This window comes from Streptomyces sp. MST-110588, from assembly GCF_022695595.1.
Lineage (GTDB): Bacteria > Actinomycetota > Actinomycetes > Streptomycetales > Streptomycetaceae > Streptomyces.
Window position 1 is genome coordinate 6,987,435 of the sequence record NZ_CP074380.1, and the last position, 25,215, is coordinate 7,012,649.

Sequence of the window (25,215 nt, forward strand, 5' to 3'; positions counted from 1 at the left end):
CGGCGCCCCCGGCGACCCGGTAGTGCACCAATTGCCGCCGTCAGGACGGCTCTTGACAAGGAAACCGGCGCCGGTATGGTCGTGGTCTGACTCAGTTACATGTGGAACGGTTTTTCGGACTGCCGCAGCGTTGCCCGCAGCGAAGAGTTCCATGACTTCCGCGATACGCGATGAGGAACCCCGGCGGCCCGGACCTGAGCAGCGACCATTCACCGACGCTGAGCGCAGCGTCGCGGCCCGAGCACGTCGACCTGAGCACGCCGAAGGAGACGACGGTAGTGGAAGCCGAGCGTATCGCGGTTGTCGGAGTCGGTTGCGCACTGCCCGGCAACGTATCGAGCCTGGACGACCTCTTCGCCACGTTCCGGGACGGCCGAGACTGCATCAGCGAAATCCCGCCCGACCGGTGGGACGTCGACGGGTTCTACGACCCCGACCCGCTGCGACCAGGCAAGACCTATGTCCGGCACGGCGGTTTCATCGACGGCGTGGACCGGTTCGACGCGGCGTTCTTCGGGATCTCCGACGTCGAGGCCCAGCGGATGGACCCCCAGCAGCGGCTGCTGCTGCAGACCGTGTGGCACGCCCTGGAGCACGGCGGGCAGAACCCCGAAGAGCTCAAGGGCACCGACACCGGCATGTTCCTGGCGTCGATGAACACCAACAACTACTCCCTGCTCAAAAGCACGCTGGAGGGTTTCGCCGGCATCAGCCCGTACGACGCGATGGCCGACGCGACCAGTATCAGCGCGGGCCGCATCGCGCATTTCCTCGGATTCGAGGGTCCTTGTTTCGCACTCGACACGGCGTGTTCCGGGGCGCTGGTCGCCGTTCACCTGGCCCGGCAGAGCATTCTTTCCGGGGAGTGCGATTCCGCCGTCGTCGCCGGGGTCAATCTGATCCTGAGCCCGGGAATTCACATCGCGTTCTCCAAAATAGGGCTGCTGTCCCGGGCCGGGCAGTGCCGGGCCTTCGACGCCGGCGCGGACGGTTACGTACGCAGCGAGGGCTGTGTGGCGATACTGCTGCGGCGCGAGTCGCTGGCCCTGGAGCGCGGCGACCGCATCCTGGCGAGCATCGTCGGCACCGCGATCAACCACGACGGCCGCACCCCGGCCCTGACCGCGCCCAACGGCCGGACCCAGGAGCAGGTGATGCGTGCCGCGCTCGGCCGCAACGACGTGGACCCCGCCCGCATCGGGTACGTGGAGGCGCACGGCACCGGGACACCGGTCGGCGACCCGATCGAGCTGAACGCCATCGCCAAGGTCTACGGCCGCACCCGGCCGCAGGACCGGCCCCTGTACGTGGGATCGGCGAAGAGCAACTTCGGCCACATCGAGGCCGGCGCGGGACTCCTCGGCCTGGTCAAGGCCGCCCTGTCCCTGGACCGCGAGGTCATCTTCCCCAGCGTCCACCTGGAGAGGCTCAACCCCCACATCGACCTGAGCGAGGCCGCGGTCGACGTACCGACCACGGCCGTGCCCTGGCCCCGTGGCGACCTGCCCCGGCTGGCCGGGGTCAACTCCTTCGGCTACAGCGGCACCAACGCCCACGCCATCCTCGGCGAGGCGCCCGCCGCGGCGCCCGCGACGGACGAACGCCCGCGCCCGTACGAACTGCTGGTGCTGTCCGCGAAGACACCGGAGAGCCTGGAGGAGGCCGCCGAACGCTGGGGCACCTTCCTCTCCCGCGCCGAGCCGCGGACCTTCCCCCACGCCGCGTTCACCGCCGCCACCGGCCGCGCTGCGCTGCGCTACCGCCTGGCCGTCCCGGGCGCCACCGGCACCGAGGTCGCCAACAACCTGCGGCTGTGGCGCACCCGTCGCAGCCCCGCGTCGGTCACCGACGGCCGGGCGCGCAAGAACGCCAAGGCCGCGTTCGTCTTCACCGGCCAGGGCTCCCAGTACGCCGGCATGTCGCACGGCCTCTATGAGAGCGAGCCGGTCTTCGCCGACGCGATCGACCGGTGCGCGGTGCTGATGGCCGCGGAACTCGGACAGCCCCTGCACGAGGTCCTTTTCGGCGAGCGTTCCGCGCAGGCGCTGGACACCACGCGCTACGTCCAGCCCGCCCTGTTCGCCGTGGAGTACGCGCTGTGCGAACTCCTCGCCTCCTGGGGGATCCGGCCCTCCATCGTCATCGGGCACAGCGTCGGGGAACTCGTCGCCGCGTGCGTCGGCGGGCTGCTCCCGCTGGAGGACGCGGCCCGCTTCAGCGTGCTGCGCGGCCGGCTCATGGGCGAACTGCCGCGCGACGGACGGATGCTGGCGGTCGCCGCCGACCAGGACACCGTACGGGAGTGGCTGACGGGCATGACCGACCGGGCCGCCGTCGCCGCCGTCAACGGCCCGCGCAGCCTGGTGGTCTCGGGCGCGGCCGAGGCGGTCGAGGAGATCGCCCGCCGCGCGCAGGAGTCCGGCACCCGTACGACGGAACTGAAGGTCTCGCACGCCTTCCACTCGCCGCTGATGGACCCGGTCCTGCCCGAACTCGAGAAGCGGGCCGCGACGTTCGGGCCGGGCCGTGCGGACATCCCCGTCGTCTCCAACGTCACCGGCGCGGTCATGACGGGCGAGGAGGGGCCGCAGTACTGGAGCACCCACGCCCGCAACCCGGTGCTCTTCCACGAGGGCATGCGTACGGTGCTGGAGGCCGGCTGCTCGGCCGTCGTGGAGGTCGGCCCGCACCCCGCGCTGTCACCGGTGATCGCGGGCGCGTTCGGCGTCACGGACGCCCGGCTCGTCCCCACCCTGCTGCGTGACCGGCAGGACGTGAAGAACCTGCTCGTCACCGCGGGCGCGCTGTTCACCACCGGCGCCCCCGTCGAACTGCCCCGGCTCTTCACGGACGCGCGCTACCGGCGGATCCCGGCCCCGCAGTACCCCTTCCGCGGCGACCGCTACTGGGTCGGCACAGGGGCGGAGAGCACGCGGGGCGCCGGCGGCACCGGTGTGGCCGAGCCCGAACGGATTCCCGTATGGGAGCCGGTGGAGACCGCCTGGCCCCCGGAAGAGACTCCGCAGGAGACCCTGGATCAGGACGCGGTCCGGTCCGTGGAGCCCACCGCGGACCAGGACGCGGAACAGCTCGCGGACCAGGACGCGGAACAGCCCCCGGCGCCGGAACCGCAGCCGGCCGCGGAGGAGCACGAGTTGATCGGACGGGCCGTACGGACCGGCGAGGGCCGCTGCGGCTTCCGGACGGAACTGAGCGCCGTGGTGCCCTGGACGGACCACCGCATCCTGGGGACCACCGTCTTCCCCGCCACCGGATACCTCGAAATGGTCCTGCGCGCCCACCGGGTCGCCGAGCAGGCCACCGGGGACGACGGCACGCGGCCGGTGGAACTGCGCGACGTGGACTTCGCCCGCCCGCTCTTCCTGGCGCCCGGCCGGACCACCGCGGTCGGCATCCGGCTCGACGCCCGCGACCCGCGAAGCGGCGGGCACCGGCGCTTCACCATCAATGGCGCGGAGGGCGGGGAGCAGGCGCCCCAGTACTGCCGCGGCACCATCGCACCGGCCGCACCGCACCCGCCTGCCACCGCCGCGCAGACCGGCGATCCGCAGGCCAACGGAGCGGGCGGCACCTGTCCCGACGCGCTGCGCACCAGGATCACCACCGGCATGGCCACCGGACGCTTCTACGGCGAACTGCGCAAGGTCGGCCTGGAGTACGGGGCGAGCTTCTCCACCGTCCGCGAACTGTGGATCGGCGAGGAGGAACAGGGCGAGGCACTGGGCCGGATCACCGCCGCGCCCGACGGCGCGCCCGGCGAGGGCCACCCCTTCCGGCTGGCGACGATGCTCGACGGCGCCCTGCACGTCACCGGCGCGGCCCTGACGACGCTGTCCTCGCGTGCCCTGGAAGGCGCCTACGTCCCCGTGGCGGTGCGGCGGATGACGCTGCGCGGCCCCTTCCCGGACCAGGTGTGGAGCCACGTACGGCTGCGCACCAACGACGCACGGACGGCGGCGCTGGCCACCGTGCGGATCAGTGACGACGAGGGCAACGTGCTGGCGGAGATGGAGGGCCTGGAGCTGCGGCACACCGTCTCCCTGACCGCCGGCAGCGCCCCGGCACCCGCCACGCAGGACCTGCGGACCAGGGCCCGCGACACCCGTAAGGAACTCGTCGGACGGCTGGCGCCGCTGCCCCGCGCCGAGCGCCTGGCCGTGGTGAGCGAATGGCTCACCGACGAGGTCCGCGACACCCTCGGGCAGGCGGCGGCCGAATTCGACCTGGACCTGGACGACCTCGATCCCTCGACCGCCCTACTGGAAATCGGCCTCGACTCCCTGATGATCACCGAATTGCAGCGGCGCATCCAGGAGAAACTCGACTTCCGCTTCGAGGCCATGGAAGCCCTGGACTACCAGAGCATCGAGGATCTCGCCGGCTATGTCCTGGACCGGGTGCTGGCCCCCGCCCTTGCCGGAACGACGGCATCCGCGGAGGTGTCCGCCACCTGACACCGGACAACCGGAACACGCGCCATGACGCATCCGGCGAACGTTCGCCGAGGGGAGTGCCACACCGTGTTAGATTCCGGCTTCGTCAACAGCTACATCGATTCGCACCTGGACAAACGTCAGGTCAACAAGATCCAGCACGGCTTTCCGTCGCCGCGCTACTGGACCGACCTGTCCGTCCCCGTCGAGGAGACCGGCGAGGACCGCCGCCGCATCCGGGCGGCCAAGAGGGATTCGTATGTGAACCTCTACGTCGGGGTGCCGTACTGCATCAAGACGGACCCGGGAAAGTGCGGATACTGCCTGTTCCCGGTGGAGGAATTCCAGGGCAACGCGGCCCTGGAGAACTACTACGGCTACGTGGAACGCGAGGCGGAGCTCTACCGCGAGGTGCTGGAGGGCGCGACGCTCGGCGCGGTCTATTTCGGCGGCGGCACCTCCAACCTGTACAAGGAACCGCTGTACCACAAGCTCATGGACATGGTGCGGGGCCTTTTCCCGGACATCGCCCCGCAGGTCGACATCACGCTCGAAGGCATTCCGCAGCTCTTCTCCCGCAAGAAGATGGCGGCGATCCGCGATTCGGGCATGAACCGGATCAGCATGGGCATCCAGCAGGTCAACGAGCGGCTGAACGCCCTCAGCGGTCGCAAGCAGACCACCCAGCACGTCATCCAGAGCCTGGAATGGGCCCGTGAACTGGGCCTGGCGGCCAATGTCGACCTGATCTTCGGCTGGCCCCAGCAGACCGTCGCCACGATGCTGGAGGACCTGGAGACACTGATCTCCTGGGACGTCTACGACATCACCCACTACGAACTGAACGTCGGCGGCCCGACCGACTTCGCGCTCAACCGCTTCCACGAACTGCCCTCCACCCTGAGCAATCTGGAGATGTACCGGCAGTCGCGGGACTTCCTCACCAGCCACGGCTACGAGCAGATCACCGCGTACAACTTCCGCAAGCCCGGCGACCCGAACTCCCGCCAGTACGAAGAAGGCGTCACCCGCCGCTTCGACGACATGGACACCGTCGGCCTCGGCTACGCCGCCATCACCTTCTTCGGCGACGCCATGCTGGAGGAGGGACGCTGCTGGTCCTTCATCAACCAGCGCAATCTGCGCCGCTACAAGGAAATGGTCGACGAGGGCCGCTTCCCCGTCGAGCGCGGATTCAGGCACTCGGCGCAGGACTGGCGGCTGTCGATGATCTTCCGGAACCTCTTCGGCCTCGAAGTCTCGCGCCCGGACTACCGCGAGGCGTTCGGCCTCGACGTGTACGAGGAGTTCCGGACCGTCTGGGACGCCCTGGGCGAGCGCGGCTTCGCCGAGGTCACCCCCGAGAAGATCACCCTCGTCGGTGACGGCCCGTTCTACACCCCCATGATCCAGGCGCTGCTGGCCGAGGAGCGCTACCGGGCGCTGCGCGAGCGCGAGGCCGCCGCCAAGAAGGCCGCCAGGGGACACGGCGTGAGCGTCGGCACCCCCCGGACCCGGTCCGCCGCCACCGCCTCGCCCGGCCCCGGGCCCGAGCCGGCCGGACAGACGGCCGTATGAGGAGCGTACGGTGACGGCGTTCACCCCACCCGACGCGGCCGGCGCCCACCTCAACGGCGCGGTTCCGCTGCCGCTGGCCGGCAAGCGGTTCGTGGTCACCGGCGGCTCGCGCGGCATCGGCGCCGCCGTCGTACGGCTGGCGCTGGCGCAAGGGGCGGAGGTCGCCTTCAGCTACCACCGCAGCGCCGAGGCGGCCCGCGCGCTGTGCCAGGAGATGCGGGCGGCGCACCCCGGTCAGCAGTGCATGGCGCTGCCCGCCCAGGTCGGCGACACCGCGGCCGTCGAGGAGTTCACGGCCGCCGCGCTGGAGTGCCTGGGCACCTTGGACGTACTGGTCAACAACGCCGGTGTGACACGGGACGCCACCTTCGCCCGGATGCGCCGCGAGGACTGGGACGAGGTCGTCGAGACCAACCTCGGCAGTATGTTCAACGTGACCAGACCGCTGGTGATGCCACTGGTCAAGCGCCGCGGCGGGGCGATCGTCAACCTCACCTCGGCGGTGGGCCTGCACGGCGCGCCCGGCCAGACCAGCTATGCCGCCTCCAAGGCCGGGATCATCGGCTTCACCAAGGCACTGGCCAAGGAGATCGGCGAGTTCGGGATCACGGTGAACGCCGTCGCCCCCGGCTTCATCGAGACCGACATGACGGCACAGATCCCGCCGGAGCGGATGGAGTACGTCAAGGCGCTGATCCCCGGCCACCGGCTGGGCACCGCCGAGGACGTGGCCCACCTGGTCTGCTTCCTGGCCTCCGACCACGCCCGTTACATCACCGGCCAGGTGATCGAGGTGTCCGGCGGCCTTCTCCTGTGAGCCGTTGAGCCGGTGAGTATGTGAGCCGTTGAGTATGTGCGCTTCCGGGCCGGCGGCCGTGCTGCCGCCGGCCCGGCTCAGCGTCCCGCCGCGGGTTGTTGTTACAGGACCCGCGGCGTACACGTGACCGGCAGATGGGCCAGGCCGCGCATCAGCCGCGTGTGCCGCCAGGGGAGTTCGGCCACCGGGCAGGCGAGCCGCAGGTCCGGGAGGCGGACCAGCAGCGCCTCGAAGGCGATACGGGCCTCCAGGCGGGCCAGCGGCGCGCCGAGGCAGTGGTGCGGCCCGTGCCCGAAGGACAGGTGCCCGCCCTCGCGGCCCGGCCGCAGCGCGTCCGGCTCGCAGAACCGCTCCGGGTCGCGGTTGGCCGCCCCGGGCATCACCAGCACCACGTCGCCCTCGGCGATCTCGGCGCCGCCGAGCGTCAGCGGTGCGACGGCGTACCGGAAGGTGGCGGTGGTCAGCGGCGCGTCGTAGCGCAGCAGTTCCTCCACGGCCGCGGGGATCAAGGAGGTGTCCGCGCGCAGCCGGGCACGCAGCGCGTCGTCCTGAAGGAGGGCGAGCATGCCGTTGCCGATGAGGTTGGTGGTGGTCTCGTGACCGGCGACGACCAGCAGCACCGCCAGGGAGACCAGCTCGTGCTCGCTGAGCCGGTCGTCCTCGTCGCGCGCGGCGATCAGGTCCGTCAGCAGGTCCGGGACGGCGGACGGCGCGGCGCGCCTGGCCGCTATCAGCGACGTCATGTAGTCGCTGATGGCGTGCGAGGCGGCGTCGGCGGCGGTGGTGTCGTCGTGGCCGGCCGCGAACAGGTCGTTGGACCAGCGACGCAGCGCCGTACGGTCCGCACGGGGCACCCCCAGCAGATCGCCGATGACCTCGATGGGCAGCGGCACGGCGAAGTCCTCGACCAGATCGCCGCCACCGCGCTCGGCGAGGGCCCGTACCAACTCGTCGGTCAGGGCGCTGATCCGCGGCTCCAGGCGCGCCACCGCCGCCGGGGTGAACGCCTTGACCGCCAGCCTGCGCAGCCGGGTGTGGTCGGGCGCATCGGTGGCGAGCATGGTGCGGCTCACCGCGGGCGCCAGGTTGCGGCGGGAGGGCTTGTCCGCGAAGTAGCGGCCGGTGTCCTTGGACAGCCGGGGGTCGGCCAGCGCGGTCCGGGCCTGCGCCCAGCCGGTGACGGCCCAGGTCGTGCCGTACGGACCGCTGCGGACGGGCTGCACCGGCCCGCGCTCGCGCAGCGCGGCGAGCACGGGATAGGGGTCGCGGAAGAACTCCGGCGTATCCATCGGGGTGCTGGGGCTGCTCACAGGTGATCTCACGCTCCGGTCGGGGGAGGGGACGGTACGGGGGCCGTGCCGGGGGCCCGCAGCGCGCGGGAGACCAGGCGCAGCCAGCGTGCCTCGTCGATCAGGTTGTTCAGCTCGGGGCGGGTGAGCGTGGCGTCCTGTGCGCTGACCGGATGGGCGGCGGGCCGGCCGCCGCGCCGGGCGTCCAGGGCCGCGGCCAGAACCGCCGCCTCCACCCCCGCCTCCAGCCGCCGCCCCTGGACGCCCTCGGCGCGCAGGGCGGCCTCGGCCGCGCGGCGCACCTCCTCGCTGCGGTGCGGGCGCAGCGCCAGGACGCCGTCCCGTATCTCGATCACCCGCCGGTACAGCCGGAACTCGGGGTCGGCCGCGGCGTAGCGGCCGTCGGTCGCGGTCAGCCGGATCTCCGGTACGGCGTCGGACAGCGCGGCCCACAGCGGGCGCACCCCGCGGTGCAGGTGCCACAGCCGGGCCCGGCGCCAGGGCCAGGCCAGCGCCGGGCCGATCGCCGGGAGCAGGATCCCGCTCACCACGATCAGGCTGCACGCGGCGGGCAGGCCGACGCTGAACGTGCAGGTCACCGGCGTCACCAGGGACGTACAGATCTGCTCGGCCGGCAGCCAGGCGGTGTCCGCCCACAGTGCGGCCACGTGCACGACCTTGTAGGCGATGTAGATCGTCCCCAGGCCGCAGCCGAAGGCGATGATCCGCAGGCCGTAGCGCAGGGCGGCGCGCGGGGCGTGCCGGGAGTAGCGCAGGGTCTGGCGCAGCAGGTCGACGATGGCGGCGCCCAGGTGCACGGTGAAGACCAGCACGTACACGTTCAGCAGCGGCTCGGTGCGGGGCAGCTCGCCGAAGGTGGGGGAGCCGGGGGCCTCGTTCCTGGGGGAGGCGAGGAAGAGCACCGCCAGCGCGCACACGGCGGCGGCCAGGGAGACCAGCCGGCGCCCAGCCTTGCGGTCCGCCTGCGGCGGCTCCTCGTTGAAGCGCAGCAGCAGGATCGATATGCAGGTGGCCGCCGCCAGGGTGGTGCAGTTGCCCAGCAGCCGGCCCAGCTTGGGGGTCACGTGGCTCAGGGCGTCACCGGCCAGCGGCGTGAGGAAGATCAGGGAGGCCGCCATCGCCGTGAGGAAGCCGCACAGCGCCCCCAGGCCCTGCGGGCGGGGCCGGCCGAGCAGCGGACGGGCCTTGTAGAGGGCCGCCAGCAGCAAGATGGCGGCGATGGACAGGAAGAGGGCGTTGACCATGTGTCGCTGTGTCGCTTTACCGTCGCTTGGGGGACCCGAAGACGCTGTCCATCCGGCTGAGGACCTCGGCCTGCTGGGACGTCGCCGGCCGGCGGGAGACAGTTCGGTCGGCGCGTTGCAGGATAAGGGAAGCGATCAGCTCGGCCTCCTGCTCCTCCACGTCGCTGTAGTGGCTGCGGCCGAGGACGGACTCCACCTCCCCGGTGTCCAGACCGGGCACCAGCGCCTGGGCCGTGTCACCGGAGAGCAGGTTGTAGTGGCCGCTGAGCATGTGCCCGACCTCGTGCAGCACGATGTGGTCGCGGTGCAGTGCGGTGGTGGCCTCGTCGTAGAAGATGTAGTCGGCCCGGGCGGTGGCGATCCACAGCCCGCAGGGCCCGGCCGGCGGGGTGACCTGGGGCTCCAGACGGATCGGCCGGCCACGCCGCTCGGCGAGGTGGCCGAGGAAGGCGCCCAGCTCGAAGGGGCGCGGAATGGGCAGGTCACGGAGGCGTGCCGAGCAATCGGCGAGCACACGGTCTCGACGCCGTGCGAACTTCATCACGCGCTCTCCTTCGGCCGGGGCCACGACAGGCACACGTGCCAGTCTCATACAGCGCCGCACGGCCCCTCCCAGGTGGGTGGTGTCGCACCCGATGTGATCATGGGCGGGGCCGCCCGGTACGCCGTGACCGGGGCGCTGCGGCGCGCGGTGACCGGGCGGTGATCAGGCCCTTGGTCAGGGCAGCGACCGGGTCTCCTCACCCGCGCCGTTCACCTCCGGCAGCCCTTCCAGCTTCCGCACCCGGTTGATCATTTCCAGCACCGCGCTACGGGACTCCTCCGACATGTCCATGAAGCGCGCCGCCATGGCGATGACACCGGCGTCCTGCATCGCGCCCAGCACGGCCGTGGGCCGCTCGGAGGTGCCGACGGCGCCGGCATCGGCCGGCTCGGGCTGGTCGTGGAAGTACGCGGCCGGCACCCCGAAGTACTCCGCCAGCGCCTCGATGTGCCGTTTGGTCGGGTTGTCCCGCTTGCCCTTGCGAAGCTGCCAGATGTAATTGCCGGAGATCACCTGCTCGCCGGCCTTGATGTTGATCTCCGTGGCCACGTCGTTGGCCGACAGCGGCCTGCCGCGCTCCCGGCTGCGTGCGTGGAAAAGCTGGTCAAGCTTCTCGGCCAGGCCGGCCGGCTCACGGCCCTCGTCCCCCATGCCCCCGCTCCCTTCAAGGCCATAAACGTCAGACTTCCACTGTAATGGAGCCGGTCGGTGAGGGTGTCGCGACCTCGACGGCCCGCCGATTCCGGTCCGGGGCCGCCTCATTCCTGATGAGAGGCGTGCGAGCGGGCTGGCAAGGAAGCGTTCAACCATCTATCCTCACATCTGAGTCAAAGACTCTGGTGTGAAAAAGGGAATGCCGTTCCCGCTCACGCGTCGTGGACCACCGCGGTCCGGCGCACGCGAAGGCGCGGCGGCGTCCCGGTCGGAGCGTCCACGGGGGGCGGTCCGGCCGGAACCCTTGAGCCGTACGGCCCTTGGAGCACGGGGCCGGCCGGCTCGGACCGGCACGGGGGTGTGGTCCGAGCCGGCCGGAGCTCTTCGGGAACGGCTCGACGTGCAAGGCGGCGCCCCCCCAATCAGGGGAGCGCCGCCTTTACGTTGTCAGCCGTGTCCGGGCCGGGCTCGCGTCCTGGCCGTGCCGGTCACTTCAGCGCGCTGCGCTGCTGCCACTGGTCCCAGCTCTCCTGCCAGACCTCCAGGCCGTTGCCGACCTCCGTCTTGTTCGGGTTGGAGGTGTTCTTGACCTCCACCGTCGAGCCGATCAGCAGGAAGTCGTAGATCCGCTTGGCGTCCGAGGTGGTCATGCCGAAGCAGCCGTGGCTGTTGTTGACCACGCCGATGGACTTGTTCCACGGCGCGGAGTGCAGGAAGGTGCCCGACGCCGTCAGGTGCGTGACCCACTTCGAGTCCAGCATCCACTGGTTGCCGTAGCCGATGGTCGCGGAGTCCATCGTCTCGGCGGCGTTCTTGCTGCGTACGGTGTGGATGCCGCCCCGGGTCGGAGCGCTCGGCGAGCCCGCCGAACCGCTGATCGTGCCGACGGCCTTGCCGTCCTCGTACATGGTCAGCTTGTGCGCGGTCACATCGATGACGGCCCGGCGGTCCTTGCCGATGGTGAAGCCGTAGTTGTAGTCCCGGGCGAACCAGCCGCCCGTGCCCGAGTCGATCCCCGACAGGGCGCCCTTGACGGTCACCTTGGTGCCGGTGGGCCAGTAGTCCTTGGGCCGCCAGTCGATCCGGTCCTTGCCCGAGTAGTCCTTGACCCAGCCCCAGGCGCCGGTCACCTGCGGCTGCGTGGTGACCTTGAGCGCCTTCTCGATGTCGGCGCGGCGGTCCTTGTCCACGGGGTTGTCGAAGAGGATCGAGATCGGCATGCCGGTCCCGACGGTCTGACCGTCCGTGGGGGTGTTGGTGAGCTTGTTGACCTTGCCGGCCTGCTCGGTGGTGAAGACCGACTTGGCGGAGGTCTCCTTGCCGCCGCCGGACTTCGCCTTGCTCTCCACGGTGTACGTGGCCCCCGGCCGGACGTTGCCGTCCGAGGTCCAGGAGGACCCGTTGCCGGTGAGCTTGCCGGAGAGCTTGCCGCCCTTGTCGTCCTTGACGTCGACCGAGGTGAGGCGGCCCCCGGAGACCTTCACGGATACCGCGGAGCCGAGCTTGACCGCCTTGTCACCGTTGGCCGGGGTGACGGTCACCTTCGCCGGCGGCTCCTCCTCCGCCTTCGATGACCCCGAGCCGGATCCCGCTCCGCACGCGGTCATCAGCGTGGCGCCCAGCAGAGCGGCTATCAACTGGGCAGGGCGTCGGCCTGGTCTGGCGTGCACGTAGATTTACCTCCAAAAACAACACGAAAGGTCCGTGGCGGAGGTCGGCCTTGTGACCGGCAAGACCCGTACATACATCCGCCGTACAAATTGACGGTCGAGATGCATCATCGGTTGCCCTGAGAAACGGTTATGTACGTCACTAACGGGCGATACGGCGGTGCCGGGGGACGCGTCCGCACGGCCGGATCCCGCTGAGCCCGTACGTCATCACCTGGCCCGTACGTCACGGGCCCGGCGCGTACGTCATGCCGGGGCCGTGCGTTTCCCCCTGGGAAGCCGTGGCGACGAAGATGTCTCCCGGATCAAGGAACGCCGACGCCCGGGAAGGACGTGAAGCAGGTGAGGACCCGGACGAGAGGCCCGGTGCGGGAGGTGGCGCACAGCAGCCGCGGGCCGCTGTCCCGATGGCCCGTCACCCTCGGCCTGGTGGTTCTGACGCCCCTGGTCCTGGCGGGCTGCGGATGGCTCGACCAGGGAGGACCGGGCCTGCTGATGGCCGGCGAGGGCTTCGGGCCGGGCCGGCACGTCACGCTGGTGGTGGACCCGGGGGACTGGCCGGCGACGAGGCTGAGCAACGACGTCCACGGCCTGTCGCCCGGCCAGGCGTGGACCTGCGGAGGGCTGCTCGCGGCCATGGAGGCATGCATCCTCTACGGCCGGCTGCGCCGTCGGCGACGCCCGGCTGCGCCGTCGGCGACGCCCGGCCTGACCGCGCCCCGCGGGGCGCCTCCTTCAAGGCCTCTGGGGTGGGGTGCCGCCGGGCTCCTCGGCGGCGTGGCCGGCCAGCACACAGGTGCGTTTGCGCTGGACGAACCAGTAGTACGTGAAGCCGCCGCCGGCGACCAGGCCGACGAACAGGAACGCGCCCCAGCGCAGGTACCAGTGCTGCGGGCCGGTGGCGTTGTAGACCTCCGGGCGCGGCCAGGCGAGGTTCACCGCCATCGCGGTGCCCCACAGCACGGCCAGGATGTTGACGGGCAGTCCGAAGACACCCAGCGAGAACTTCCCCCTGGCGGGCTCCCACTCGCCGCGCAGCCGCCGGACCAGCATCGGCGCGGTGACCATGAGATACGCCACGTAGATCATGATGATCGCGATGCTGGTGATCACCGAGAAGATCTGCGGCTGGTTGACGTTGAGCACCAGGATGCACACCGCGATGGCTCCGATGATCACCGCGGGAAGTACCGGGGTCTGGAACCGCGGGCTGACCCGGGCCAGCAGCGAGGCGGCCGGCAGATTGGTGTCCCGCGCCATGGCGAAGGCCAGCCGGATGCCGGCGGTGTGCACGGCCAGCGCGCAGACCGTGATCGCGATGACCACGCACCACAGCATGATCTGCCCCATGGCCGGCCCCAGCGTGCTGAGCACCACGTACTGGAGGCCGTCCGCGGACAGCCGCTCGTCGTGCAGATCGGGCGTGGCCAGCAGGGCGAACAGCAGGATCGTCCCGCCGATGAGGAACGAGGCGAACAGGGCGCGCAGGATCGCGCGCGGCGCGTTGCGGCCCGGGTCCTTGGACTCCTCGCCGAGGGAGGAGGCCGTGTCGAAGCCGTACATGACGTAGGCGGAGGCGAGCGAGGCGGTGAGGAACGCGCCGAGGTAGCCCAGCGACTCGCCGCGCGCCAGCCCGTAGGTGTCGGTCACCGCGCCCGGGCCGCGGGTGATGTGCGCGGCGAGCAGCACGATCAGCGCCAGCGCGGCGATCAGTTCGATCGCCACCCCGGCGGAGTTGATACGGGCCATCAGCTTGACCCCGAACGCGTTGACGAGGGTGGTGAAGACCACCAGTACGGTGCCGAGCAGCACGGCGTTGGCCGCCTGGTCCGTACTGCCGGAGCCGTCGCCGACGAACTGGAAGAAGCTGGAGATCTGCGGCAGCGTGACCTGGTAGGCCAGGGCCACGGCCGCCAGCGAGACCATCGTGGCGGTCGTCATCATCCAGCCGCCGAGCCATCCGACGTGCGGACCGCCGAGCTTCTTGGCCCAGTTGTAGACCGATCCCGCGACCGGATAACGGGCCGCCAGTTCGCAGAAGCACAGGGCCACCATGAGCTGGCCGACGAAGACCATCGGCCAGGACCACCAGTAGGCCGGGCCACCGTGGCTGACGCCGAAGTAGAAGAGCTGGAAGGTGCCGGTCAGGATCGAGATGTAGCTGATGCCGGCGGCGAAGGTGTGGAAGTTGCCGAGCGTGCGCTTGAGTTCGGGCTTGTAGCCCAGCTCCGCGAGCGAGTCGTCGTCGTCCTCGGGGGCGTCGAGGGCGTCCGGACCGGTTCCGGGCCCCTCCGGCTCCGGTCCCGGCCCCGATCCCGGGTCCTGCTTCCCGGTGCTCACTCGAACCACCGCTGCGGCACGGGCTCGGTGTTCCGCCAGATGTGCTTGGCCTCCTGGTACTCGGCCAGCCCGGCCGGCCCGAGCTCGCGGCCCACCCCCGACTGCTTCATGCCGCCCCACTCGGCCTGCGGCACGTACGGATGGAAGTCGTTGATCCATACGGTTCCGGCGCGCAGCCGCCCGGCGACCCGCCGCGCCCGCCCGCTGTCCTGCGTCCACACTGCACCGGCCAGGCCGTAGATGGTGTCGTTCGCGAGTGCGACGGCCTCGTTCTCGCCGCGGAACCGCTCCACGGTCAGCACCGGGCCGAAGGACTCGTCGTGCACGACGGACATGTTCGGGGTGCAGTCGTCCAGCACGGTCGGCAGGTAGAAGAAGCCGTCCTTGAGGGCCGGGTCGTCCGGCGGCGCCCCGCCGCAGCGCAGTACGGCGCCTTCGTCCAGTCCCGCCGCCACGTAGGCCGCGACCTTCGCCCGGTGCTCGGCGGAGATCAGCGGGCCGGTGCGCGCCTCCTCGTCGAAGGGACCGCCGAGCCTGATCCGCCGGGCCCGCGCCACCAGCTCGTCGACGAAGGCGTCGTGCAGCTCGTTGTCCACCAGCAGCCGGGCGCCGGCCGAACAGACCTGGCCGGAGTGCACGAACACCGCCATCAGCGCGTAGTCGACGGCGGCGTCGAACGCGGCGTCGGCGAAGACGATGTTGGGGTTCTTGCCGCCCAGTTCCAGGGCGATCTTCTTCACGGTGGGCGCGGCGGCGGCCATGATCCGCCGGCCGGTGGCCAGCCCGCCGGTGAAGGACACCAGGTCCACCCGTACGTCCTCGGTCAGCGGCGCCCCCACCGCGGCACCGGTGCCCAGCACCAGATTGGCGGCGCCGGGCGGCAGCCCCGCCTCCGTCAGCGCGCGCATCAGCAGGACCGCGGTGTGCGGCGTCAGCTCGCTGGGCTTGAGGACGAAGGTGTTGCCCGCGGCCAGCGCGGGAGCCACCTTCCACGCCGTCTGGAGCAGCGGGTAGTTCCAGGGCGTGATCAGCGCGCAGACGCCGACCGGCTCGTACACCACCCGGCTGTCGATCTTCGGACCCGCGGCGTCCACCACCCGGCCGCTGCCGCCACCGGCGGCCAGATGGCCGAAGTAGCGGAAGCAGTTGGCGATGTCGTCCATGTCGTACGCGCTCTCCACCAGCCGCTTCCCGGTGTCCAGGGACTCGGCGCGGGCGAAGGCGTCCTTGTCGCGCTCCAGCAGGGCGGCCACCCGCAGCAGCAGTCGGCCGCGCTCGGCGGGCGGGGTGGCGGGCCACGGCCCCCGGTCGAACGCCTCGCGGGCCGCGGCGAGTGCGGCGGCGGCGTCCTTGGGGCCGCCCTCGTCGACGACCGCGACCAGCGTGCCGTCCGCCGGACAGCGGATCTCCCGCACCTGTCCGTCCACCGCGGTGGTCCACCGGCCACCGATGAAAAGCTCCGGCATGGGGGTCTCCGGCCCCGGGCGGAGAGGCGTTCTCGCGCGTGAGCCGGCCTTACGCGTCGGCGCGTGAGCCGGCCTTACGCGTCGGGTGGGGCCGTCCGCCCGTACCTCCGGTGCCCCGCGGCGATCTCCGTACCGAGACTAAGGAGCGCTACAGGGGTCCGCACGACGTGATGGGCCACCCGGCCGTAACCCCGGCCGTACGGGTCCGCCCCGGAGCCGGTCCTGAGGCCGGCCTCAAGACGGATCGCGGGGCGGACCCGTACGGATCGCGCGGACCCCGGTGATCAGGCCGCCGCGTGCTCGGCCTGGAGACGCAACTGCTTCTTGTCGGGCTTGCCGGCGTCCGTCAGCGGCAACTGCTCGACGAAGGTGATCCGGGCCGGCTCGTACATCGCGCCCCGCTCCTGACGCACCATGGTCCGCAGGTCCTCCGCGTCCACCGTGCTGCCCGGGGCAGGTACGACCACGGCGTGCACCTGCTCCATGCGGTCGGCGTCCCGGGCCCCGAAGACGGCGCTCTGAAGTACCTGCGGGTGGGAGTTGAGCAGGTCCTCCAGCTCGGTGGTGTACACATGGCCGCCGACCACGACGATCATGTCCTTGAGCCGGTCGACGATGGTCAGGTAGTCCTCCTCGTCCAGGAACCCGATGTCCCCGGTGTGCAGCCAGCCGTCCTTGAGCACCTCGGCGGTCAGCTCGGGCTGCTTCCAGTAACCGTGCATGAGGGTCGCCGAACGTACGCAGATCTCCCCGTGCTCACCGCGCGGCAGGTCGCGGCCGGAGGCGTCGCGGATCGCCACCTCGACCGAGGGCAGCACCTTGCCCGCCGACCGCAGCCGGTCCGGGCGCTGGATGTCGTGGTCCTCGGCGGCGAGCAGGCTGATGCCGCCCGCCTCGTTCTGCCCGTAGAACTGGACCAGGACCGGGCCGAAGCGGCGTATCGCGTCGGCGATCCGGGCGGGCGAGGACTGGCAGCCGCCGTAGACGATCGCGCGCAGGCTCGAGGTGTCGGTGGTGGCGGCGTCCGGGTGGTCGGTGAGCTGGTACAGCAGCGGCGGCAGCAGGAACATGTGGGTGATGCGCTCGCGCTCGATCGCGGCGAGCACGGCGGCGGGGTCGAACTCGTCCAGGATCACCACACATCCCTCGTTGCCCAGGGTGACGTCGGCCATCATGCCGGCGGCGTGGGCGAGGGTGGTGCAGACCAGGAGCCTGCCGGGCTCCCCCTGGGCGCCGGAGCCCGGGAAGGCATCGGAGGCGGAGTGCGACGCGGACGTCTCGCCGGCCGGGGCGTCGGCGGGGGCGTCGGCCGGTTGTCCGGCCCGGGCCGCGCGATGCGCGCCGACCTGTTCGAAGGTGGTGCAGATGCCCTTCGGGTGGCCGGTGGTGCCGCCGGTGTGCCGGATGGCGCATACGTCCTGCGGCTGCGCCCGGCCGGCGAGCGGGTCGGCGGACTGCGCGGCGGCCAGCTCCAGCAGGTCCGTGCCCACCGCCGCCGGGCCCAGGGACAGTACGGTCGCCACCGGCGCCAGGCGGGTCACCTCGCGGGCACGCTCGGCGCAGCGAGGGTCGACGACCAGCGCGGCGGTCTCCACGTCGCGGACGATGGCGGCCTGCACCTCGGCCGACAGCTTGCTGTAGAGGTGGTTGACCCGGCAGCCCAGGAGGTTGGCGGCGTAGCGTACGGCGAGGACCTCGGGCCGGTTCTCACTCAGCAGGGTGACGCTCTGTCCGCGGTCGACGCCTTGGGCCAGCAGCGCCCGCGCCGTCCGGTACACCAGCGCGCGGAACTCACCGGCGGTGATGCGCCGCCCCTGGTGCACCAGCGCCTCCCGCTCGGGGGCGGCCCCCAAGGCGTCGAGGTTGTCCTCCACGTAGGTGCGGAAGTGCTGTGCGGTGACGGGCATGGGTGACTCCTCCTGCCCCCGGCGCGCTGCTCGCCGCCCGCCGGAGGTAATCGTGGCTCGGGCGTTGGCGTCCAGGACGTGAGGGCCCGTCACGCCGCTCGGCGGAGACCGGCGTTCATGACCTAGTTGGTTGCCCCAGACAACCATTACCCATGGTATCCGCGCTCGATCCGGGGCTCAAAGCGAGAGGGGCTCAAGGGGCGAGTGGTGTACGGAAGGCGTTCACATTCGGCCAATCGCCGAACTTCCGCGTACGCCGCCGGGGGAGCGCGGTACAGGCCCGGCGCGGGCGGTAAGAGGGGTACGCGTACCAGGCCGGCGCCCGGGGCGGCACCCCGGCCCACGGCGGGAGAATGGCCGATTCTCAAGGGAGTCCGTGTGCCGGGGTGTACGAGACGTACGGATCTGCGAGCCGTACGGGTCTACGAGACGTACGGGCCTGCAAGGCATGCGTGCCTGCGAGACGTACAGCCTCACGAGGCGTATGCGCCTACGTGGCGTGCGGGTCTACAAGGACGCACGGGCCGCGCCGGGCGCTGCTGCCTGCGGCGTATATCGCCTTACAGCGTGGATTTTTCCGGGTCGCCCATCGGAACGGCGTCGAGCACCGCGACATCCATCGGCTCGGCGAGCAGGTCGGAAACCCCGGCCGCGATCGCGGTCAGCGCGGCTCCACGGGAATGGGCGTCCAATGTGGCGGCGTCGGACCAGTTCTCCACGACGACCAGCCGGTCGGGGCCGGTGTGCACGGCGTACAGCAGGCAGCCGTTTTCCTTGTGGACGGCGGGCGAGTGCGCGCGGAAAACCTCCACCGCGGCATCGAGCTGTCCTGGCTTGGTTTTCAGCGTGGCGACAACGACCGGCATGCATTCCTCCGTCGGATCAAAGGGAGTTCATTGCCGAACCTACCCCAATGACCGAATGCGCAGGTGATTGCCGTCTGCCGCACCGCCTTCCGTCACTTGACCCACCTGCCGTACGCCGCTATGCGGACTTCGCCGGCCGGATGTCGGACAGGTGCGAGGTGGCGAGGTCCGACTGGACGGTGAGATAGGTGTAGTGGGGGTGGCCCGAGGGACCCCAGGTCAGCCGGACCTGCGTCCAGGCGTGGCCCATGCCGCTGTCCTCGTACGTGACGCGCCAGGCGCCGGGAGCCTTCCGCGCGTACAGCACACCGTCCGTCTTGTGCTGTTTCTCCCACTGCGTCAGACGGGCGTTCAGGTCGCGGGTGAGATAGTGCTCACGCAGCGCCTTGGCCAGCCGGCCGTGGCCCGCGTCGTGGACGGCGTCGATGTAGCTCCCGTAGAAGTCGGCGACCCGGTCGACGGCCGAGGCGGTGTTGCCGCCGCGCTCCTGACTGGCTGCGGGTGCATGACTCGCAGTGGGTGCGGCGTCCGAGGGCGCGGGATCAGGAGGCACGGGTTCCGCGGTGGCGGACGTGGTGACGGCCAGCGCCGCCAGGGCGGCGGCCACGGCGGCACGGCGGACCGTACGGGCTTGGAGCATGATGGCTCTCCTTTCTCTCGGGTGGCGGGTTGCCGCACGACGCGTGGATGAACCTGTCTCCCGGTGCCCGGCGGCCCGCGGGCGCCCGGCGGCTGTGCCGGCGTACGGCCCGGTGCCGGTGTACGGCCCCGGCCCGGCGTGCCCGGATCCGCACCCGCCCGCCCACCCGCGCCGGTGCGGTCCGATGTGTGCGTCAGTACGCTTTGTGCGCCCGCCTTCATACCCCGTAAGGAGAACGCCGTGGCCGATGACGTGGGTGCCCGACTGGCCGAACTCGACTTCGCCGGCGTCACGCCCCAGGAATTCGCCCGTATCGTCAAAGGGCTCTCCGGCAAGGAGATTTCCGAGCTGGCCCGCGGCGAACTGCGCGAACGGGTCCTCGGCGAGGTTTTCGGGCGAATGGACCGGCAGTTCCGCCCGGAGAACGCCGGTTCGCTGCGTGCCACGATCCGCTGGCGCATCACCGGCGAAAAAGAGGCCGTGTACGAAACCACCATTGCGGACGGTACCTGCACGGTCAGCGAAGGCCGCGGAAAGACGGAACCACGTCTGACGCTCGTCATGGGGGACCCGGCATTCCTCAAACTCGTCTCCGGCAACGGAAATCCGGTGACGATGTTCCTCACCCGCAAGATCAAGGCGACCGGCGACCTCGGCCTGGCCTCGTCCCTGAACCGCTATTTCGACATCCCCAGACCCTGAGGAGACGGTCGGTCACGGTCCCGAAATGCCGGAATCTCAATCGATGTGGGTCGACGTGCGCTCGGTCCGGATCGGCGCCGTCGTCGGCAACGTCCGCGGGGGCGATTAGAGTTCTGCGGCGGACCGAGAAGTGGTGGAACGAGGGGAGGGTGCGGGCATGCCGGACCGGTACGGGGCTGCGCCGCAGGCGCCCACGCCACCGACGGCCGGGCAGGACGGCGTGCACCCACGAGCCGGCCGGGCCGGGCAAGCCGTTCCGGCTGATCGGACCGATCAGACCGATCAGACCGATCAGACCGATCAGACCGATCAGGGCGATCAGCCGGTCGCGGTGTGGGAGGTGATGAAGCGGCATCCCCGGCACTTCCTCTTCTCCCTCTGGCCGCTGCGGTGTCTGGCGTATCTGCTCACCGGCACGCTGTCCGGCTTCGCCGTGCTGCTGTGGCTGATCGCGTCGGTCTTCGTCGGGCTGTGGCTCTCCGTCGTCGGCGTGGGCCTGCTGATACTGGCCGTCACGGCGGTGACGAGCGTTCCCCTCGCCGCGGTGGAGCGGCGGAGACTGCGGTGGGTCGAACCGGTGCCGCTGCCCGGCCCCCACGCTTCGCTGGCCGGCCAGAGGTTCTGGTTCCGGGTCCGTACGCGGCTGCGGGAGCGGGCGACCTGGCGTGAGCTGGGCTACTGCGTACTGTTCGGGCTGGTGTTCACCATGGCCGGCTACGGATTCCTGGCCATGCTGGTCTGCGCCGCCATCCTGGTGGCCACGCCGTTCATCGTCTGGGCGCTCGCCCCCGAGACCGTCATGATCATCCCGGGCCAGGCGATCCCCCACCCGCTGGCCGCGCTCCCGTGGACGGCCGCCGGGCTGGCCGGTCTTGTGATCTGCGCGTACGTGGCGGGCGCGATCACCGGCACGCAGGTGTGGACGGCGCGGCTGCTGCTGGCGGCCCGGGACCAGGACCTGGACCGCCGGGTCATCGAGCTCACGCGTTCCCGGGCCCGGCTGGCGGACGCCTTCGAGGCCGAGCGCCGCCGCATCGAACGCGATCTGCACGACGGCGCGCAACAGCAACTGGTCGCCCTGACCATGACGCTGGGGCTCGCCGAGATGGAACTGCGCGGCCAGGACTCGCCGGCCGTGGAACTGATCTCCAGGGCCCGCGGTGAGGCCCGCCGCGCCCTGGACCAGTTGCGTGATCTCGTACGCGGCATCCACCCCCAAGTGCTGACCGATCACGGGCTGGCCGCGGCGGTGACGGAGGTGGCGCTGCGCAACCCGGTCCCGGTGAAGGTGGACATCGACCTGCCGCACCGGCTGCCCGGCCCCGTGGAGACCATGGCGTATTTCGTGGTCACCGAGGCGCTGACCAATGCCTCCAAGCACAGCGGGTGTTCCCGGGTGAGCGTCGTGGGCCGGTACGCGGCCGGCCTGCTCACCGTGGTGATCACGGACGACGGGCGGGGCGGCGCGGACCCCGCGGCCGGGGCGGGCCTGCAAGGGCTGGCGGACCGGGTGGCGATAGTGAAAGGCAGGCTGACCGTGAAGAGTCCCGTGGGCGGACCGACCGAGCTGCGGCTGGAGGTGCCGTGCTCCGCGTAGTCCTGGCCGAGGACGCCGTACTGCTGCGTGCCGGACTCGTCGAACTCCTCACCCGGGGCGGGCACGAGGTCATCGCCGCGGTCGGCGACGCCGAGGCGCTGGCCCGCGCGGTGGACGAGGACCGCCCCGACGTCGTGATCACCGATGTCCGGATGCCGCCCGGCTTCCGCGACGAGGGACTGCGGGCCGCGCTGGCGCTGCGCGCCCGCCACGACCGGCTCCCGGTCCTGGTGCTGTCCCAGTACGTGGCCACCGCGTACGCGACCCAACTGCTCAGCGGTGGCGGCCCGGGCGGCCCGGGAACGGGCGGCCTCGGCTACCTCCTGAAGGACCGGGTCGGTGAGGTCGGAGAGTTCCTGGACGCGCTGAGCCGGGTCGCGGACGGGCAGACCGTCATCGATCCGGAGGTCGTACGGGTCCTGCTGCACCAGCAGTCGGCCGAACAGCCGCTGCGCCGGCTCACGCCCAGGGAGCGCGAGGTGCTGGCGCTGATGGCCGAGGGGCTGAACAACCAGTCGCTCGCCCAGCGGCTGGGCATCACCGAGGCGTCGGTGGTCAAGCACTGCGGCAACATCTTCATGAAACTGGACCTGGACCCCACCGAGGGCAACCGGCGGGTGCTCGCCGTCCTGGCGCATCTGCGCAACGGGAGCACGTGATCCGCGCGACGGGAGCACGTGATCCGGGCGGTGGGGGCGGCGCGCCGCGCGACCATGCAGCCGCCTACGGTCAGCTCCGGCTGCCGGATTCGGTGAGCCGGTCGGCCCCGGGAGTCAGGAGCGAGGCCAGGCGGTGGGCGGAGGCGTCCCACGACCACTCCTTCTCGACCCATCGCCGCCCGGCCGCCCCCATGGCGGCGCGGTCCGGCGACAGCAGTGTCCGCGTGATCGCCGCCGCCACGGCCCGGGTGTCCTGACCGTCGACGACGCTGCCGGTCACCCCGTCCAGTACGGCGTCGGGCGCGCCGCCGGAATTCCCGGCCACCACGGGCAGTCCACTGGCCGCGGCCTCCAGGAACACGATGCCCAGCCCCTCGGCCTCCAGTCCCGCTTTGCGTGTACGGCACGGCATGGCGAAGACGTCCGCCGCCGCGTAGTAGTCGGCCGTCGCGGCATGGTCCCGGCCACCGGCGAAGACGACCGAGCCGTCGGCGTACCTGCGGGCGAGGGCCCGCAGCCTGGGCTCGTCGGGGCCCTGGCCCACCAGCAGCAGCACCGCGTCCGGTACGGCCTGCCGGATCACCGGCAGGGCGCGGATCAAGGTGTCCTGCCCCTTCCTGGCGATCAGGCGTGACACGCACAGGACGGTCTGCTTGCCGCGGATCCCGAGGCGTTCTTGAAGAGCGCGTATCCGGGCGGCATCGCCGGAGCCGTCGTCACGGGGCCGGAACACCCGGGTGTCCACGCCCGGGACCAGACGGCTCAGGTGCGCCCGCGGCCCCAGCGCGGGGGCGATCCGGGAACGGGTGTACGCGCCGAGGTAGGTGACGGTGTCCACGCTCTCGCCCACCCGCCGCAGGAGCCGGCGGGCCCCGGGCGTACGCGCCCACCAGATCTCGTGGCCGTGCGTGGTGGCCACGATCCGTCGTACGCCGGCGCCGCGCAGGGCGGGCGCCATGGCCGCCAGGGGAGCCGCCGCACCGAACCAGACGCGGTCGCATCCGTACTCCCGCGCGAGCCCGGCCGCCCGCCGGGCGACCCGGCGGGTCGGCAGCAGGGTCCGTGAGGGATCGCGGATCACGGGGAAGGGCAGGGTGGCGTCGAACGCCTCCCCGCCGGGCTCGCTCGATGTGTACAGGACGACGTCCCCCGGCATACGGGTCGCCATGGCGTGCACGAAGGTCTCGATGCCGCCCTGCCGGGGCGGGAAGTCGTTGGTGATGACGAGGGTCGCGCTCATGAGGTCGTCGCTGCTTTCGGTTGCGAAACGGAACGGGACAGGGGAAGGGGACGGGGAAGGCGGCCGTGGCCGGTGGTGCGGGGCAGGTCCACGGGTCCGCTCCCCGGCGTACGGCGGCCGGCGGTGGCCAGGCGGGCCCACAGCGCCAGTACGACCGGCAGTGCGAGATAGCCGAAGCGTCCGGCGGGCGCCAGCGCGAAGCCCGCGCTCAGGCCGAGAGCGAGCCGGTCGGCCGCGGCCACGAGACCGGCCGGCGGCCGAAGGACGAGCCAGGCGGCGACCGCCAGCGCCGCCAGGGCCAGTGCGCCGACCGCCACGTACCAGCCCAAGGCGCCCTGCCCGGCCAGGAGCCGGCCCGGCAGCAGGCTGTCCGCCGGGGTCGGCACGGCGCCCCGGCCCGTGGGGAAGGCCAGTACCTGCTGGACCATCGCGCCGGGCGAGAGCAGCACGCCGGGCAGGACGAGTACGAGCGTTCCCGCCACCGTGACGCCCGCGCAGCGCAGCGCCGCCCGTACGCCGTGGGCGTGGCCGAGCAGGGCCACCGCCACCGCGAGCGCCGGCCAGGCGGTCCATTTCAGGGAGCAGGCCGCGGCGAGGACGAACCCGGCCGGCCCGGGGCGCCCGCACGCCGCGAGGGCGAGCGCGAGCACGCACAGCCCGGTCAGCGGAAGGTCCACCCCGCTGACGCACAGGGGCAGCGCCACCACGGGAGAGGCGACCAGGGCGGCCACGGCCGTTCCGTACGGCAGCCGCCCCCGGCCCGCATGCCCCGTGGGGTCCGGGCGGCGCAGCACCCTTCGGCCGTGGTGCAGGCAGAGGAGAAACACCGACGCGCACCAGATACGGGCGTCACCGACGAGCCGCGCCACCCAGCCGTCCTCGCCGAGCAGCGCCCGCGGTATGCCCAGCAGCGCCATGCCCGGCAGGTACGGCGTGTAGTCGTCCACCGTGCGGGGATCGGCCAGGTACGGGGTGACCTGATGCAGCGTCAGCAGTCCGGAGCGTTCGATCACCGTGACCTCGCTCTGCGCCCGGCCGGTCAGGACCAGGAACAGCAGCGGCAGGACGACGGCGCCGGCCAGGGCCAGGACCACCGAGGCAGTACGGGACCGCGCTGACGGCCGGCAGCGGGCGGCGATCGCGGCGCACCCGTATCCGGCCATGGCGCACAGTCCCCACACACGGTGCGTCTCCAGGGCGGAGAAGAAGAACATCCCCGCCGCCCACACCGCGGCCAGCAGCCAGCCGGCGGCCTGGAGCGGGCCTGGGCCCCACCGGCGGACGGCGGTGGCCATCAGGGAGGTGAGGGGCTTTTCGGCTCGTCGAATCAGCACCCTGCCATTGCAGCCGGGGCGGCCGGCAAGGTCATCACGGTCAGGTCGAGACCTGCCGTACCGGTTTTCCCTACCGGGCCGGCGCGCGCGGGCCCGCCGCGGGGCGACCGAAGACGTACATCAGGCCGCCCGCCTCACGTCACATCAGGCAACTGCCTCACGCCACATCAGGCGCCCGCCTCACGTCACATCA

At 71.5% G+C, this 25,215-nt stretch carries 18 protein-coding genes; 6 read left to right on the top strand and 12 right to left on the bottom strand.

The annotated features are described in order from the left end of the window. Positions 1-278 precede the first annotated feature (278 nt). The 3 genes from KGS77_RS30570 (at position 279) to KGS77_RS30580 (ending at position 6,849) form a co-directional block, all read left to right on the top strand. Complete coding sequence (locus KGS77_RS30570) at positions 279-4,475, top strand: type I polyketide synthase (RefSeq protein WP_242586347.1); 4,197 nt, start codon at positions 279-281, stop codon at positions 4,473-4,475. 66 nt (positions 4,476-4,541) lie between these two features. Then, a complete protein-coding gene (locus tag KGS77_RS30575; protein WP_242586348.1) occupies positions 4,542-6,032 on the top strand; it encodes a radical SAM protein in 1,491 nt (496 codons plus the stop codon). A 10-nt stretch (positions 6,033-6,042) separates the two neighbouring features. Next, on the top strand, positions 6,043-6,849 hold the full coding sequence (locus KGS77_RS30580) for an SDR family NAD(P)-dependent oxidoreductase (protein WP_242586349.1): 807 nt from the start codon (positions 6,043-6,045) through the stop codon (positions 6,847-6,849). Between the two features lie 101 nt (positions 6,850-6,950). On the opposite strand, the gene KGS77_RS30585 is transcribed toward KGS77_RS30580, so the two are convergent. From KGS77_RS30585 to KGS77_RS30630, 10 genes are all read right to left on the bottom strand, one after another. After that, positions 6,951-8,138, bottom strand: coding sequence for a cytochrome P450 (locus tag KGS77_RS30585; RefSeq protein ID WP_242587786.1), 1,188 nt, complete (start codon positions 8,136-8,138; stop codon positions 6,951-6,953). Positions 8,139-8,167: 29 nt separating this feature from the next. Next, positions 8,168-9,403: an MAB_1171c family putative transporter gene (locus tag KGS77_RS30590; RefSeq protein WP_242586350.1), complete on the bottom strand. Its 1,236-nt coding sequence runs from the start codon at positions 9,401-9,403 to the stop codon at positions 8,168-8,170. Positions 9,404-9,419: 16 nt separating this feature from the next. Continuing rightward, positions 9,420-9,944, bottom strand: coding sequence for a ParH-like protein (locus tag KGS77_RS30595; RefSeq protein WP_242586351.1), 525 nt, complete (start codon positions 9,942-9,944; stop codon positions 9,420-9,422). A gap of 177 nt (positions 9,945-10,121) precedes the next feature. Next, complete coding sequence (locus KGS77_RS30600; RefSeq protein ID WP_242586352.1) at positions 10,122-10,598, bottom strand: helix-turn-helix transcriptional regulator; 477 nt, start codon at positions 10,596-10,598, stop codon at positions 10,122-10,124. Between the two features lie 491 nt (positions 10,599-11,089). Next, the gene (locus KGS77_RS30605) at positions 11,090-12,271 is read right to left on the bottom strand and encodes an Ig-like domain-containing protein (protein ID WP_242586353.1); all 1,182 of its coding nucleotides are present in this window, start codon (positions 12,269-12,271) and stop codon (positions 11,090-11,092) included. 735 nt (positions 12,272-13,006) lie between these two features. Continuing rightward, positions 13,007-14,620 carry an amino acid permease gene (locus tag KGS77_RS30610; protein WP_242586354.1) on the bottom strand — a complete coding sequence of 538 codons (1,614 nt, stop codon included), beginning with the start codon at positions 14,618-14,620 and terminating at the stop codon, positions 13,007-13,009. Beyond that, positions 14,608-16,077: an aldehyde dehydrogenase family protein gene (locus tag KGS77_RS30615; protein WP_242586355.1), complete on the bottom strand. Its 1,470-nt coding sequence runs from the start codon at positions 16,075-16,077 to the stop codon at positions 14,608-14,610. Before KGS77_RS30615 ends, KGS77_RS30610 begins: the two co-directional genes overlap by 13 nt. A 284-nt stretch (positions 16,078-16,361) precedes the next feature. Then, on the bottom strand, positions 16,362-17,984 hold the full coding sequence (locus KGS77_RS30620) for an AMP-binding protein (protein ID WP_242586356.1): 1,623 nt from the start codon (positions 17,982-17,984) through the stop codon (positions 16,362-16,364). A gap of 560 nt (positions 17,985-18,544) precedes the next feature. Then, entirely contained in the window at positions 18,545-18,850 is a 306-nt protein-coding gene (locus KGS77_RS30625) for a putative quinol monooxygenase (protein ID WP_242586357.1), read from the bottom strand. 118 nt (positions 18,851-18,968) lie between these two features. After that, positions 18,969-19,490: a hypothetical protein gene (locus KGS77_RS30630; RefSeq protein ID WP_242586358.1), complete on the bottom strand. Its 522-nt coding sequence runs from the start codon at positions 19,488-19,490 to the stop codon at positions 18,969-18,971. Positions 19,491-19,730: 240 nt separating this feature from the next. Between KGS77_RS30630 and KGS77_RS30635 the strand changes: the two genes are divergently transcribed. From KGS77_RS30635 to KGS77_RS30645, 3 genes are all read left to right on the top strand, one after another. Continuing rightward, positions 19,731-20,192 (top strand): SCP2 sterol-binding domain-containing protein, encoded by a 462-nt coding sequence (locus KGS77_RS30635; protein ID WP_242586359.1) that lies wholly within the window; start codon positions 19,731-19,733, stop codon positions 20,190-20,192. A gap of 157 nt (positions 20,193-20,349) precedes the next feature. Beyond that, a complete protein-coding gene (locus tag KGS77_RS30640; protein WP_242586360.1) occupies positions 20,350-21,789 on the top strand; it encodes a sensor histidine kinase in 1,440 nt (479 codons plus the stop codon). Beyond that, positions 21,777-22,448 (top strand): response regulator transcription factor, encoded by a 672-nt coding sequence (locus KGS77_RS30645; RefSeq protein WP_242586361.1) that lies wholly within the window; start codon positions 21,777-21,779, stop codon positions 22,446-22,448. Before KGS77_RS30640 ends, KGS77_RS30645 begins: the two co-directional genes overlap by 13 nt. Positions 22,449-22,518: 70 nt before the next feature. Here KGS77_RS30645 and KGS77_RS30650 read toward each other — a convergent pair whose 3' ends face one another. Then, a complete protein-coding gene (locus KGS77_RS30650; protein ID WP_242586362.1) occupies positions 22,519-23,688 on the bottom strand; it encodes a glycosyltransferase family 4 protein in 1,170 nt (389 codons plus the stop codon). Then, a complete protein-coding gene (locus tag KGS77_RS30655; RefSeq protein ID WP_242586363.1) occupies positions 23,685-25,022 on the bottom strand; it encodes a glycosyltransferase 87 family protein in 1,338 nt (445 codons plus the stop codon). Before KGS77_RS30655 ends, KGS77_RS30650 begins: the two co-directional genes overlap by 4 nt. Positions 25,023-25,215 lie beyond the last annotated feature (193 nt).